Origin of the sequence: Flavobacterium tistrianum (genome assembly GCF_003254545.1) — a bacterium.
GTDB classification, from domain to species: Bacteria; Bacteroidota; Bacteroidia; order Flavobacteriales; family Flavobacteriaceae; genus Flavobacterium; species Flavobacterium tistrianum.
Window position 1 is genome coordinate 354342 of sequence record NZ_QJRH01000071.1, and the last position, 12932, is coordinate 367273.

The 12932-nt window shown below is 32.8% G+C and carries 15 protein-coding genes; 10 read left to right on the top strand and 5 right to left on the bottom strand.

Annotated features, from left to right (window positions below; all coding sequences use genetic code 11):
* Nucleotides 1-33: 33 nt before the first annotated feature.
* From DMB71_RS16500 to DMB71_RS16510, 3 genes are all read right to left on the bottom strand, one after another.
* Nucleotides 34-432, bottom strand: coding sequence for a group III truncated hemoglobin (locus DMB71_RS16500; protein WP_111367942.1), 399 nt, complete (start codon nucleotides 430-432; stop codon nucleotides 34-36).
* Nucleotides 429-716 carry a hypothetical protein gene (locus DMB71_RS16505; RefSeq protein WP_111367944.1) on the bottom strand — a complete coding sequence of 96 codons (288 nt, stop codon included), beginning with the start codon at nucleotides 714-716 and terminating at the stop codon, nucleotides 429-431. The genes DMB71_RS16500 and DMB71_RS16505 overlap by 4 nt, the downstream gene beginning before the upstream one ends.
* Before the next feature lie 82 nt (nucleotides 717-798).
* Nucleotides 799-1395: a Crp/Fnr family transcriptional regulator gene (locus DMB71_RS16510; protein ID WP_111367946.1), complete on the bottom strand. Its 597-nt coding sequence runs from the start codon at nucleotides 1393-1395 to the stop codon at nucleotides 799-801.
* 94 nt (nucleotides 1396-1489) lie between these two features.
* Here DMB71_RS16510 and DMB71_RS16515 point away from each other — a divergent pair, with 94 nt between their 5' ends.
* From DMB71_RS16515 to DMB71_RS16535, 5 genes are all read left to right on the top strand, one after another.
* Nucleotides 1490-2218: a geranylgeranylglyceryl/heptaprenylglyceryl phosphate synthase gene (locus tag DMB71_RS16515; protein WP_111367948.1), complete on the top strand. Its 729-nt coding sequence runs from the start codon at nucleotides 1490-1492 to the stop codon at nucleotides 2216-2218.
* Nucleotides 2219-2238: 20 nt separating this feature from the next.
* Complete coding sequence (pnuC, locus tag DMB71_RS16520) at nucleotides 2239-2862, top strand: nicotinamide riboside transporter PnuC (RefSeq protein WP_111367950.1); 624 nt, start codon at nucleotides 2239-2241, stop codon at nucleotides 2860-2862.
* The gene (locus DMB71_RS16525; protein WP_111367952.1) at nucleotides 2823-4937 is read left to right on the top strand and encodes a DUF4301 family protein; all 2115 of its coding nucleotides are present in this window, start codon (nucleotides 2823-2825) and stop codon (nucleotides 4935-4937) included. Before pnuC ends, DMB71_RS16525 begins: the two co-directional genes overlap by 40 nt.
* A 1-nt stretch (nucleotide 4938) precedes the next feature.
* Nucleotides 4939-5343 (top strand): alternative ribosome rescue aminoacyl-tRNA hydrolase ArfB, encoded by a 405-nt coding sequence (gene arfB, locus DMB71_RS16530; protein ID WP_111367954.1) that lies wholly within the window; start codon nucleotides 4939-4941, stop codon nucleotides 5341-5343.
* A gap of 314 nt (nucleotides 5344-5657) precedes the next feature.
* Entirely contained in the window at nucleotides 5658-7841 is a 2184-nt protein-coding gene (locus DMB71_RS16535) for a TonB-dependent receptor (protein WP_111367956.1), read from the top strand.
* 55 nt (nucleotides 7842-7896) lie between these two features.
* Here the strand turns inward: DMB71_RS16535 and DMB71_RS16540 are convergent, their stop codons facing one another.
* The gene (locus DMB71_RS16540; protein WP_111367958.1) at nucleotides 7897-8313 is read right to left on the bottom strand and encodes a Rieske (2Fe-2S) protein; all 417 of its coding nucleotides are present in this window, start codon (nucleotides 8311-8313) and stop codon (nucleotides 7897-7899) included.
* Nucleotides 8314-8472: 159 nt separating this feature from the next.
* Between DMB71_RS16540 and greA the strand changes: the two genes are divergently transcribed.
* Both greA and DMB71_RS16550 read left to right on the top strand, forming a co-directional pair.
* Complete coding sequence (gene greA / locus DMB71_RS16545) at nucleotides 8473-8949, top strand: transcription elongation factor GreA (RefSeq protein ID WP_111367960.1); 477 nt, start codon at nucleotides 8473-8475, stop codon at nucleotides 8947-8949.
* Between the two features lie 110 nt (nucleotides 8950-9059).
* The gene (locus tag DMB71_RS16550; RefSeq protein WP_111367962.1) at nucleotides 9060-9449 is read left to right on the top strand and encodes an HIT family protein; all 390 of its coding nucleotides are present in this window, start codon (nucleotides 9060-9062) and stop codon (nucleotides 9447-9449) included.
* 50 nt (nucleotides 9450-9499) lie between these two features.
* Here DMB71_RS16550 and DMB71_RS16555 read toward each other — a convergent pair whose 3' ends face one another.
* Nucleotides 9500-10651 carry a sensor histidine kinase gene (locus tag DMB71_RS16555; RefSeq protein WP_111367964.1) on the bottom strand — a complete coding sequence of 384 codons (1152 nt, stop codon included), beginning with the start codon at nucleotides 10649-10651 and terminating at the stop codon, nucleotides 9500-9502.
* Between the two features lie 161 nt (nucleotides 10652-10812).
* Between DMB71_RS16555 and DMB71_RS16560 the strand changes: the two genes are divergently transcribed.
* The 3 genes from DMB71_RS16560 (at nucleotide 10813) to aat (ending at nucleotide 12929) form a co-directional block, all read left to right on the top strand.
* Complete coding sequence (locus DMB71_RS16560) at nucleotides 10813-11688, top strand: flavin reductase family protein (protein WP_111367966.1); 876 nt, start codon at nucleotides 10813-10815, stop codon at nucleotides 11686-11688.
* Between the two features lie 32 nt (nucleotides 11689-11720).
* The gene (locus DMB71_RS16565; protein WP_111367968.1) at nucleotides 11721-12092 is read left to right on the top strand and encodes a DUF3127 domain-containing protein; all 372 of its coding nucleotides are present in this window, start codon (nucleotides 11721-11723) and stop codon (nucleotides 12090-12092) included.
* Nucleotides 12093-12284: 192 nt separating this feature from the next.
* On the top strand, nucleotides 12285-12929 hold the full coding sequence (gene aat / locus DMB71_RS16570; protein ID WP_111367970.1) for a leucyl/phenylalanyl-tRNA--protein transferase: 645 nt from the start codon (nucleotides 12285-12287) through the stop codon (nucleotides 12927-12929).
* Nucleotides 12930-12932: the final 3 nt, after the last annotated feature.

The window sequence follows — 12932 nt, forward strand, 5'->3', positions numbered from 1 at the left end:
CAAATGGGATTGCTTCGTTCCTCACAACGACATTTAAATCTCGCTTTCTTTTTGTCTATGCTGAAACATACTCATATATAGAAAAGTGCTCATTTTGCGAGCGCGTCTTTTAAGTGTTTCGGCGTTTTCACCTTCAAAATGCTCGTCAATGGTTTGAAACCAGTGATTCAGCCAGATTCCGAATTCATTAGGTGCGATCTTTTCATCAAAATGAGCATCAACTTCATTGTGTACGGCATGCGGATTTCCTTTGTATTTGCGAACACCAAATAGATTGGTTTCCCAAAAATCTGTAAGTTTTTCGAGATGCGCATCCCAATCAGAAATCATTTCATTAAAATAAAAGCCGATTTCTTGATCGGCTCTTATTTTAGCATAAAACTGATGAACCAAAAAGGAAACATCTGCTCTATTTTCTATTTGTTTTTTCATAGAATAAAACTATTCAAAAGTATAAAGAACAAACTTAAAGTTGCACTTAGCATAATAAGGTTGAAAACTACTTTGTGTTTCATTTGCGCTAAAATAGATGTATTTGCAAAAACACAAGCTAAAACAATAATTCCTAGCTGAATCATTTGCGGAATAGAAGTTCCGTTGGCTAAAACATACATAGCCGCTGCGCCTCCTAAACAGCTTTGCCCAATTACTGCCATTGCAGCAGAACCCATATAATTTCTATTGAAAATGTCGAATGTTGTTTGATATAGTGTCATGATATTCAGTTTTTTATATCAACAAAATTACGTCAACAATAGTGCTCCATTTTATGATTAAAATCATAAAACGAGAATTTTTTTATCTGTATACTTTTCGGTTAATAATCTTTAATTCGCCTTTTTTTTCCAATGCTTTTATCGTTCTAATAACTGTTTCTACACGTAAACCGGTTAAATCTCCAATTTGCTGTCTGGTAAAATTAATAAGATGACCATTTTTATCTTTTTGAAAATTGAAATAAGCAATTCCGTGATCTATTAATTTTAAAACGCGATGTTCAGGCTCGTGAGTAGATATTTCCGCAGCCATAACCGATTTGTAGTACAAACGTTGCGCTAGATTTTCAATTATTTGAATGCTCACTTTTGGATTTTCTTCTAAAAGCTTCATAAAGTTTTCTTTCGGAAGAATAAAAAGCTCGGTATTTTCAACAGCAATTGCATTTGCTGGATATTTTTGATTTAAAAACAATGGAGGTTCTCCAAAAGATTGTCCGTTATAAAAAATGCCTTGAATAAATTCACGTCCATCATCATTATAATTACTCATTTTTACTTCGCCAGAAATAATCTGGTAGTAGTGTAACGGAAGATTCCCTTCTTCTAAAATAATATCATTTTTATCAAATGATTTTTTTATGACTCCGTACTTTTCTAGTAATTCAACTGTAATCATAATGTGTTATTTACGTTATCAAAAAACGTTAAACAAATATAATTCATTCAAAATAGTTCTTCTACATTAAAAATCTTTTACTTTTACACCCCGTATGCAAGAACAAATACTTACCATTAGACAACAGATTTTAGAAGCTAAAAGCAATGGCCAAAAATTACTGGCAGTGCTTTTGGATCCTGATAAAATTGTATTGGAAAATGTCAATCATTTAATTGAAAAAATTAATGGTTCGCCTGCAACTCACATTTTCGTAGGAGGAAGTATTGTTCAGAATAACATTTTAGAAGAATTGATTTCGGAGTTAAAACAAAAAACAAATCTACCTGTTATTTTATTTCCTGGAGATCCTTCTCAGATTTCACCAAAAGCTGATGGTATCTTGTTTCTGTCTTTATTGTCTGGTCGAAATCCAGATTATTTGATTGAATATCAGGTTCAGGCAGCACCAATTCTAAAAAAAACAAATCTAGAGGTTATTTCTACAGGATACATTTTAATTGAAAGTGGCAATGAGACAGCTGTTGCCCGTGTGAGTAAAACAAAACCTTTAAGTCGTGAAAATCTTGATTTGGTTTTAGCAACAGCTCAGGCAGGAGAAATGTTAGGAAATCAATTGATTTATTTAGAAGCAGGAAGTGGTGCTAAACAGCCCGTTCCAACAGAAATGATTGAACTTATTGCTCAAAATATTCAAATTCCTGTTATTGTTGGTGGAGGAATTGTAGATTTGCAAGGAATTCAGAAAGCGTATGAAGCTGGAGCAGATTTGGTTGTGATTGGAACTGCTTTTGAAAATAATAGTCGCTTTTTTGAGTTATAAAAGCCAAATACCACATTTTCATGATAGATTTTTTTTTAGAAAGTTATAAGAACGCACCGCTATGGCATATTGCTTTGGAGTTTCTGGTATTTGTCTGTGGAATTTTAAGCGTTTGGTTTGCTAAAAAAGAAAATATTTGGGTGTATCCAACAGGATTAATTGCGACGGCAATATCTGTATATCTGCTTTATGTTGCAGGTTATATCGGCGATATGATCATAAACGCTTATTTTTCAATAATGAGTATTTATGGCTGGTATGTCTGGGCAAAAGGCGGAACGGCAGATGATAATCTGCCAATTACACGTACAAGTTTTAGTGAAAAAATAATCGGAATCTTACTGTTTATTGTCACTGTTTTTGTAGTTTTCGGCATTTATAAATATTTTGATTACAAAATACATCCAGACAATTATGTTGATATGATTTCGTCAGGAATATTTTTTGCAGGAATGTGGTACATGGCCAGAAAAAAAATAGAAAACTGGACACTTTGGATTATTGGTGATATTATTGTTGTGCCTCTCTACGCTTATCGTGGCTTAGGAATGTTGTCGCTTCAATACATAATTTTTACAATTTTGGCTATTTCAGCTTATTTAGAATGGAGAAAGATCTTAAACAGCAAAAAACAAATATCATAAAAATTGCTTTGTTTGGACCTGAAAGTACAGGAAAAACAACCTTAGCAAAACAGCTTGCAGATTACTACGAAACCGAATGGGTTCCTGAGTTTGCACGCGATTATCTGCAAGAAAAATGGGAGGAGAATAAGCATATTTGTGTAGCGGATGATATGATGCCAATTGCTTATGGTCAGACTGCATTGGAAAATGAAAAATTGGCTAGTGCAAATAAATACTTGTTTTGTGATACCAATTTGATGGTAACCAAAGTGTTTTCTGAGATGTATTACGGTTTTTGTGACCCGCTTTTAAATGAAGCAGCATTAAAACATGAATATGATTTGTTTTTCCTTACAGATATTGATGTTCCTTGGGAGAAAGACGATATTCGCGATACTCCAGAAGGAAGAGAAACCATATTTTCTGTTTTTAAACAAACACTAATAGATACAAAAAAGCCTTTTATAACATTATCAGGAGACAAAGAAACACGTTTGGCAAAGGCAACAGCTATTATTGATGATTTGACTTTAGCTAAAGAGCATGATTTTTCTTCTAATGATTTTGTCCAGATATATAATAGAGGAATATCTTTTGAGACTATTTTAAAACAATTAAAAAGTTTTAAAAAGGGAATTGCAAAAAGCGATTTAATTAGACCCGCTACAATCAACGATGGGATTTTGAGTTTGTCAGATGAAGAATTCCAACAGAAAGCGTTATTTTTTGATCAGCAGAAGGACAAATTTAAAATTAAAAAATTTGTTCCAGCATCAGGCGCGGCAACAAGAATGTACAAATTCTTAACGGCATTTCTGAATGATTTTGATATTACAAGAGAAACAATAAACGCTTACATCAACAGAAAAAATGATAAAGAACTTGCCATTTTTATCGTTGGTATGGAGAAGTTTCCTTTCTTTGAAACGGTAGACAAAAAATTAAGAGAAATTTATCCTGAATTTGAGACTTTAGAAAGAGATTATAAAAATTACTATTTTATAAAACTACTGTTGTCTTCAGATTATTATAATTCAGCAAATAAACCCAAAGCTGTTTTGCCATTTCATCAATATGATACTCATATCGCCAACCCGATTGAAGAACATTTGAATGAATGTGTTCATTATGCGTCATCAAAAAATGTATCTAATTTGCATTTTACAGTCTCAGAAATACATCAAAACTTGTTTGAAATAGCAGTTGATGAAGTTAAAGACAAAATTGAAAAACCTTCAGGTATTAAGATAGATATCGGATATTCTTATCAAAGCAAAAGCACAGATTCTATTACAATAGATGAAAAAAATAAACTAGTAAAAGATAAAAATGACAATTTAGTTTTCAGACCGGGCGGACATGGCGCTTTGATTGAAAATTTAAATAATCTGGATGCAGATGTAATCTTTATTAAAAACATAGATAATGTAATCCAGAATCACATTGATCAAATTACATTGTACAAGAAAGCTTTGGCAGGTGTTTTGGTAGAGATGCAGCAAAAAGTTTTTGAATATTTAAGATTAATTGATCAAGAGAAAATTAAAGAAGATAATATTGAAGAGATACTTCTTTTTTTAGAAAAGGGCTTTAGTGTTGAAATGACTGCGGATTTCAATAAATTTACTTTTGAAAACAAAATAAGCAAGCTAAAAGAACTTTTAGGTAGACCAATTCGTATTTGCGGAATGGTTAAAAATGAAGGAGAGCCAGGCGGAGGCCCTTTTTGGGTTATGAATAAAAAAGGAATAAAATCACTTCAGATTGTAGAGACTTCCCAAGTTGATTTAGAAGATAAAAAACAAAAGAAGATTTTAGCCGAGGCAACACATTTTAATCCAGTAGATTTGGTTTGTGGCATAAAAAATTATAAAAACGAAAAGTTTAATCTACTACAATATGTAGATCATGAAGCTGGATTTATTGTAGAAAAAAGCCTTGAAGGAAAATCAGTCAAAAATTACGAATTGCCAGGTTTATGGAATGGATCAATGGCCAATTGGTTAACCGTTTTTGTAGCTGTTCCTTTGATTACTTTTAATCCAGTAAAGACTGTAAACGATTTGTTGAAAGCAGCACATCAGCCACAATAATATGAATTCAGAAAAAATTATATCAGAATTAAACTTTAAAGCCGTTCGTAGTAGTGGATCGGGCGGACAAAACGTGAACAAAGTTTCGTCTAAAGTAGTTTTGAATTTTGATCTGAATGCTTCACAAGCTCTATCTGATGAAGAGAAATTACTATTGCAAGAAAATATTTCAGCAAGATTAACTTCTGAAAATATCTTGATTTTAAACTGCGACGAAGACCGTAGTCAGCTTAAAAACAAAGAAATTGTAACCAAACGATTTCTGGAAATCATAAAAAAAGGATTATTTGTTCCAAAAGTAAGAAAGGCTACAAAAGTCCCAAAAGCTGTGATTAAGAAAAGAATCAAAGACAAAAAGAATATTTCAGACTTGAAGCAATCAAGAAGAAAACCGAATATAGAGTAAAATTCCAATTTATAAATTCCAAATTCCAACAACTAAGGTTAACGTTGGAATTTGGAATTTTAATTTTCAATCTAGCTGAATTTTTTGGAATTTGAAATTTTCAATATTGAAATTTAACTTTTTAACATTACATTTGCACTGTCTCAAAGGGGTGCTCCAAATAACGAGCTGAGATCATACCCAAAGAACCTGAGCGAGTAATGTTGCTAAGGGAAAACGACACTATCGAGCGTGCACACTTTATTTTGTCGTGAAACACATTTATTAATTTTAACAAAAGAATAATTCCCCCTTTTATTCGTAATCCTTTACGAATGAAAACTTTATTTAAAGGTACAAAGGTACAAAGGTACAAAGGTTCAAAGCTGACCCAAAAGTCGTCTATTTTCTTTCTTTCTTCTTTTTTCTTTACACTATTATCTTATGCTCAGCAACATCCAAAAGATTCTACAAAAGTAAATTCTCTAGATGAGGTTTTAGTTTCTGCTATTCGTGTTACTTCTAAGACTCCGGTGAGTTTTAGCAATATGGATAAAAAAGAAATTAAGTATAGAAATCTAGGTCAAGATATTCCTGTTCTGATGAATTACATGCCTTCGGTAGTAACCACTTCAGATGCAGGAAATGGTGTTGGTTATACAGGAATTAGAGTTCGTGGAAGCGATGCTACTCGTGTCAACGTAACTATAAATGGAATTCCGTACAATGATGCAGAAAGCCAAGGAACGTTTTGGGTAAATATGCCTGATTTTGCTTCTTCTGTAGAAAGTCTTCAATTACAGCGAGGAGTTGGAACATCAACAAATGGGGCAGGAGCTTTTGGAGCTAGTTTGAATTTATTGACTGATAGTTATGCTAGAAAAGCAACAGGTGAAATCTCAAGTTCTGCAGGATCATTCAATACATTTAAAAATACTGTAAAATTTAGTACTGGTTTACTAAATGATCATTTTGAAATTGCTGGACGTTTGTCTACAATAAAAACACACGGCTATATTGATCGCGGAAGTGCAGATCTAAAATCATATTTCTTGCAGGGAACTTATGTAGGCAAAACAACTTTAATTAAAGCATTGGTTTTTGGAGGAACTGAAAAAACCTACCAATCTTGGAACGGAATTGATGCAGAAACTCTTAACACAAATCGTACTTTTAATTCTGCAGGAATGTACACAGATGATGCAGGAAATGTTCATTTTTATGATAACGAAACCGATAATTATAATCAAGACCATTATCAATTGCACTGGAGCGAATCGATTTCTGATAAATGGAGTACAAACTTAGCATTTCATTATACTAAAGGGAAAGGGTATTACGAAAATTATAAAGAAGATGAACCTGTTGCTGGTTATGGACCAATTCAGCCAACAAAAACGGTTGATGATGGCAACGGAAATTTAATTCCAGTAACCGATTTGATTCGTCAAAAATGGCTGGATAATGATTTCTACGGAACTACTTTTTCTGCTAAATATGTGACTGAAAAACTAAATATTATTTTAGGCGGAGGCTGGAATAAATATGAAGGGGATCATTTCGGAAAAGTAATTTGGTCGCAATACTCTGATCAATCAGCATTAGGAGCTCATTACTATGATGATTATTCGTCAAAAACGGATGGTAATGTTTTCGCGAAAGCAAATTATCAATTCACAGAAAAATTAAGCTTTTATGGAGATTTGCAATATAGAAATGTGAAGTATAAAGCCAATAGTGCAGAAACTGGTTTGGTAGATGATAATTTCAATTTCTTTAATCCGAAAGCAGGTTTGAATTATGCTTTCAACGAAAAAAACACTTTGTATTTCTCTTACGCACGAGCAAATCGTGAGCCAAATAGAACAGATTATGAAGGCGGAAATGTAAAACCAGAAAAATTGAATGATTTTGAATTAGGTTGGAGATTCAATTCAGAGAAATTCCAATTGAATTCTAATGTGTATTACATGGCATACAAAGACCAGTTGATTTTAACTGGAAGATTGGATGATGTTGGAAATCCTATTCGAGCAAATACTGAAAAAAGTTACCGTTTAGGTTTTGAATTTGATGCGACGATTGCGCTTTCTGAGAAATTTACTTTAAGACCAAACTTTACTTTAAGCAGCAACAAAAATGTGGATTTGGCTGTTGATGGAGAATATTACGGAACAACCAAAATTGCGTATTCTCCAGAAGTAATTGCAGGAAACGTTATTGTGTATAAACCAATGGAGAGATTGTATCTTTCATTATTGCAAAAATATGTTGGAGAGCAATACATGAACAATATTGAACTTCCAGCGGCAAAATTGGCAGATTACTTTGTAAATGATTTTAATGCATCATACGAAATAAAGCCAAAAACAATTTTCCAATCGATAACAATTACGGCTTTGGTAAATAACATTTTCGATAAAAAATATGTTTCAAACGGAGCAATGTGGGATGTTTATCCGTACTATTATCCGCAAGCGGGAACAAATTTCTTAATTGGTTTGAGTTTGAAATTCTAATGAAGCTAAGACACAAAAAAAGCCTGAAACTACTTACTTTCAGGCTTTTTTGTTGTTAATTATATACGTGAATTACGGTTCCAGAAGATTCGACACGATATTGTTTCATCGGATATTCTTTTCCGCCAAGTCCTGTAAATAAATTATATTGGGTTTTGTCACAAGAACAAACAGCATAAATTCCGTCAATTGTCATTGCAGTACAAGAAGTTAAAGCTTGGTTTGGACAAGCTGCATCAAAAGCAGTATAAGTTCCTTCTCCAGTTTTCATTACAATAATTCCTTTTGCACCATAATTGGCAACATAAACAGGATTACTAGGATACAGTAATTTGTTATAAGTAGGAAGATTAGTGTCGAGATACGCGTTTATCGAGTAGTTCGGGATATACGGATTATTATTACTTCTATTATTGTCGCTGCAAGCGAATAAAACTGCAGTAAATGCGATAAAGAACCAGATTTTTTTCATTATTTGAATAAGAATTAGTTAAAACAAAAATAATTTATTTAGATTTGAAATCTATATATGATTAACATATAATTATGTACTATTAAAAATTATAGTATATTTGTGGTAAGAAAATCCCGTCGCGATGGGATTTTTTGTATTTATATAAACGATGAAGTTATGAGTAAAGTATCTTATTATACAGCAGAAGGATTAAAAAAATTAAAAGATGAATTGGAGCATTTAAAAAGTGTAATGCGTCCAAAGGCATCTCAAGATATTGCAGATGCAAGAGATAAAGGTGATTTGTCTGAAAATGCAGAATATGATGCAGCAAAAGAAGCGCAAGGTTTATTAGAAATGAGAATTGCTAAACTTGAAGAAGTATATGCAAATGCAAGATTAATTGACGAATCTCAATTGGATGTTTCTAAAGTTTTGGTTTTATCGAATGTAAAAATCAAAAACCAAACTAACGGAATGGAGATGAAATATACGCTTGTTGCAGAAAGCGAAGCAGATTTAAAAACGGGAAAAATCTCTGTAACATCTCCTATTGGGAAAGGTTTGTTGGGGAAATCTGTTGGAGAAGTAGCAGAAATTACAGTTCCAAATGGAGTTTTGAAATTTGAAATTCTAGAAATCACAAGAGACTAAGTCATTGCGAGGAACGAAGCAATCGCACTATTAAGATTTTTAAAAGTTTAACCGTTTAATCGTTAAATCGGTTAAACAAATAAACAGTTAAACGATTAACCCAAAAAACAATGGCATCAATATTCTCTAAAATAGTAAACGGAGAAATTCCGGCATACAAAATTGCTGAAGACGAAAACTATCTAGCATTTTTAGATGTAAATCCAAACGCAAAAGGACATACGCTTTGTATTCCGAAACAAGAAATCGATAAGATTTTTGATATGGATGAAGAGTTGTATTTAGGGCTAATGAAATTCTCTAAAAGAATTGCTGCAGCTTTAGAAAAAACAGTTCCATGCAAAAGAATCGGAATGGCTGTTGTTGGACTTGAAGTGCCTCACGCACACGTACATTTGATTCCTTTAAACGAAATGGACGAAATGCGTTTCATTAATAAAGTTTCGCTTTCTAAAGAAGAATTCGAAGCTCTAACAAAAGATATTCAAGCAAATTTATAAGGGTTTCGACTTCGCTCAACCTGACAATGTAAAGTGCAGTAAAATATTTTTTACTGCACTTTTTTATTTAACACAATCTGAAAAGTAGTTCCTTTTCCGATTTCAGAATGTAACACTTTAATTTTTCCGTTGTGGTATTCTTCTACAATTCTTTTAGTTAAAGAAAGGCCAAGTCCCCAACCGCGTTTTTTGGTAGTGTATCCTGTTTCGAAAATAGTTTTAAATTGTTTTTTAGGAATTCCAGTTCCCGAATCTTTGATATTGATTTTTACCTGATGCGCATCTTGCTCAATTTGAAGATCCAGTGTTCCTTTTCCTTTCATCGCATCAATAGCATTTTTAACTAAGTTTTCGATAGTCCAGCTATGCAAAGTAGGGTTTATCATTCCTAAAATAGGCTCGTTTGGAGCTTGAAACGAAAATGTAACTTGTTTAGAAAAACGAGATTGCAGATACTCATAAGCTGTTTTAGTTTCTTTTACAATATCATGAAGCTCTAAAACTGGTACTGAACCAATTTTAGAAAAACGATCAGTAATAGTCTGCAAACGTTCAATATCTTTTTCGATTTCAGTGCTAATTGACGAATCAATATTTTCGGTTTTTAATATTTCTACCCAGCCAATTAATGAAGAGAGAGGAGTTCCAATCTGATGTGCTGTCTCTTTTGCCATTCCTGCCCAAAGCTTGTTCTGGGTTGCCATTTTAGTGCTTTTATAAAAATTATAAATTAAAGCAATACACAAGAATATAATCAGAAGAAGTGCAATAGGATAATATTTGAGTTTGTTCAATAATGAAGAGTTGCCGTAATATAACGTCTGATATTTTCCCGGAGCATATTCAAAAGTTATAGGCTCATTTTCATTTTTCAGTTTATTTAAGAAAGCGATTCTTTTTTTCTTGTCATTAAGAATTTCATCAGGAACATTCACGGCACTTACCACGTTATCATAAAGCATTATTATACCTGGAATCGAAGTGTTATTGTTGAAAATCTGAAGAGGAAGTTCTACATCGGTATTTTCATCGGCGTTGACTATAGTTATTTGCGCCTTCACAAAAAGGTTCATTTTTAAACGTTCCTCATTTTTAAAAATTTGGAAGAAAGTATAAGTGTTCCAAAGAATTAGAGAAATGATTATAAAACAAACGGAAATAATAATCCAGCGGGTTGTATTTGTTCTTTCAGAAAAAGACATATCAGTTTTTTTGAGGTATAAATATAACGAAATATAAACATTTTATATTTTGCCGAGATAGAAAGATTTTTTCATTTTTATCCGCAAAACTATTTCTTCGAATTAAACCATTTCAATACTTTTGTAGCTGCTAAAATGAGATTCTGTCTAAATTTTAAAGTATGATCAGCGTTAACCCAAAAGAGATTCCAACGGCCAAATTGCAAGGCTATCTGCAGAGTTCAATCGGACCGAGACCTATTGCTTTTGCAAGCACAATTAGCGAAAAAGGGATTCCTAATTTATCTCCATTTAGTTTCTTTAATGTATTTAGTGCCAATCCGCCTATTTTGGTTTTCTCGCCATCAAGACGTGTTCGTGATAATACCATTAAACATACTTTAATTAATGCCGAAGCAACTCGCGAAGTGGTAATAAATGTTGTTAGTTATGATATTGTACAACAAACATCATTGGCAAGTACAGAATATGCAGACGGAGTAAACGAATTTATCAAAGCTGGATTAACACAAATTCCTTCAGATTTAGTAAAACCATATCGCGTAAAAGAATCTCCAGTTCAATTTGAATGCAAGATTACGCAGATTATTCCGTTAGGAACAGAAGGTGGAGCGGGAAATTTGATTTTATGCGAAGTAGTGAAAATTCATATTGATGAATCGATTTTAGATGAAAACGGAGGAATCGATCAGCATAAAATTGATTTGGTTTCAAGACTTGGAAATAATTGGTATTCAAGATCAAATCAAGGACTTTTTGAAGTCGCAAAACCCTTGACAACAATGGGAGTAGGCGTAGATGCGATACCAGATTTTGTAAAAGAAAGCCCTGTTTTTGATGGGAACGATTTAGGAAAATTAGGTAACATTGAAGCCTTGCCTACAAAAGAAGAAGTTAGTATATTTGTGAAAGAAAATTTCGCAGTCAAAGGAGTTTTAAGCTCAGACGACCAGAAAAAAGTACATTTAGAAGCCAAAAAATATCTGGATAACGGTGATGTGGAATCGGCTTGGAAAGTGCTTTTAGCTAAAAAATAAAAGAAATAGAAACAATAATTAAATAGACGAAGATGGAAGTTACAGGAAAAGTAAAAGTGGTTAACCCAGAGCAGCAAGTTAGTGCCTCATTCAAAAAAAGAGAATTAGTTGTTACTACTGAGGAGCAGTATCCACAACATATTTTAATCGAATTTACACAAGATAAATGCGATTTGTTGAGTAGCTATAAACAAGGAGATGCAGTAAAAGTTTCTATCAATTTAAGAGGAAGAGAATGGGTTAATCCGCAAGGAGAAACTAGATATTTCAATAGTATTCAAGGTTGGAGAATCGAAAGATTAGCAGCAGAAGGACCTGCACAAGGAGCTCCAATGCCAGCTGCAGAAACTTTTGCACCAGCAACAAACTTAAACGAAGACGAACCAGACGATTTACCGTTCTAAAAAAAGGTTTAAATTTCAAATTATAAATTCCAAATTCCAATTCATAACTATGTTTTGGGATTTGGAATTTTAGTTTAGAGCTTTATTTTAAATAAAAGACAATATTCTGAAAGTTTGGAATGTGGAATTTTTAGTATTGAGATTTCTATTTGTATTGGAATTTGGAATTTCATAATTGAATATTAAAAAAAGATGTATTATTTATTCAACGATTTGTTTTTTCCGCCAGTTGAAGAAGCTGATGAAGAGGGAATTTTAGCGATAGGAGGAGATCTAAGTCCAGAGCGTTTACTATTGGCTTACAAAAGCGGTATTTTTCCTTGGTTTAATGAAGGAGAACCAATTCTTTGGTGGGCGCCAGATCCTAGAATGGTATTATTTTTTGATGAGTTGGTGATATCCAAAAGCATGAGAAAAATTCTCAATAAGAAAATGTTTAAGGTTACTTATAATAAAAGTTTTAGAGAAGTAATTTCAAATTGCCAACAAATAAAAAGAGAGGGACAAGATGGAACTTGGATTTCGGATGAAATGATTGAAGCGTACTGCAAATTGAATGAAGAAGGAGTGGCAAAATCGGTTGAAGTATGGCAAGATGATGTTTTGGTTGGTGGTTTGTATGGAATTGATTTGGGAAAGGGAAATATTTTTTGCGGAGAAAGTATGTTTTCTAAAGTTTCAAATGCTTCGAAAACAGCTTTTATTGCATTAGCTTTATATTTGAAAAAAGAAAATTACAAATTGCTGGATTGTCAGGTTTACAATCCGCATTTGGAGAGCTTAGGCTGCCGAGAAATTGATCGTGAAGAGTTTATGTCCATTTTAAAAAGTAAATAGAAA

What these genes read in the sequence shown, in the direction of transcription:
- DMB71_RS16500 (WP_111367942.1), bottom strand. Translation starts at nt 432, where the DNA reads ATGAAAAAACAAATAGAAAATAGAGCAGATGTTTCCTTTTTGGTTCAT.
- DMB71_RS16505 (WP_111367944.1), bottom strand. Translation starts at nt 716, where the DNA reads ATGACACTATATCAAACAACATTCGACATTTTCAATAGAAATTATATG.
- DMB71_RS16510 (WP_111367946.1), bottom strand. Translation starts at nt 1,395, where the DNA reads ATGATTACAGTTGAATTACTAGAAAAGTACGGAGTCATAAAAAAATCA.
- DMB71_RS16515 (WP_111367948.1), top strand. Translation starts at nt 1,490, where the DNA reads ATGCAAGAACAAATACTTACCATTAGACAACAGATTTTAGAAGCTAAA.
- pnuC (WP_111367950.1), top strand. Translation starts at nt 2,239, where the DNA reads ATGATAGATTTTTTTTTAGAAAGTTATAAGAACGCACCGCTATGGCAT.
- DMB71_RS16525 (WP_111367952.1), top strand. Translation starts at nt 2,823, where the DNA reads ATGGAGAAAGATCTTAAACAGCAAAAAACAAATATCATAAAAATTGCT.
- arfB (WP_111367954.1), top strand. Translation starts at nt 4,939, where the DNA reads ATGAATTCAGAAAAAATTATATCAGAATTAAACTTTAAAGCCGTTCGT.
- DMB71_RS16535 (WP_111367956.1), top strand. Translation starts at nt 5,658, where the DNA reads ATGAAAACTTTATTTAAAGGTACAAAGGTACAAAGGTACAAAGGTTCA.
- DMB71_RS16540 (WP_111367958.1), bottom strand. Translation starts at nt 8,313, where the DNA reads ATGAAAAAAATCTGGTTCTTTATCGCATTTACTGCAGTTTTATTCGCT.
- greA (WP_111367960.1), top strand. Translation starts at nt 8,473, where the DNA reads ATGAGTAAAGTATCTTATTATACAGCAGAAGGATTAAAAAAATTAAAA.
- DMB71_RS16550 (WP_111367962.1), top strand. Translation starts at nt 9,060, where the DNA reads ATGGCATCAATATTCTCTAAAATAGTAAACGGAGAAATTCCGGCATAC.
- DMB71_RS16555 (WP_111367964.1), bottom strand. Translation starts at nt 10,651, where the DNA reads ATGTCTTTTTCTGAAAGAACAAATACAACCCGCTGGATTATTATTTCC.
- DMB71_RS16560 (WP_111367966.1), top strand. Translation starts at nt 10,813, where the DNA reads ATGATCAGCGTTAACCCAAAAGAGATTCCAACGGCCAAATTGCAAGGC.
- DMB71_RS16565 (WP_111367968.1), top strand. Translation starts at nt 11,721, where the DNA reads ATGGAAGTTACAGGAAAAGTAAAAGTGGTTAACCCAGAGCAGCAAGTT.
- aat (WP_111367970.1), top strand. Translation starts at nt 12,285, where the DNA reads ATGTATTATTTATTCAACGATTTGTTTTTTCCGCCAGTTGAAGAAGCT.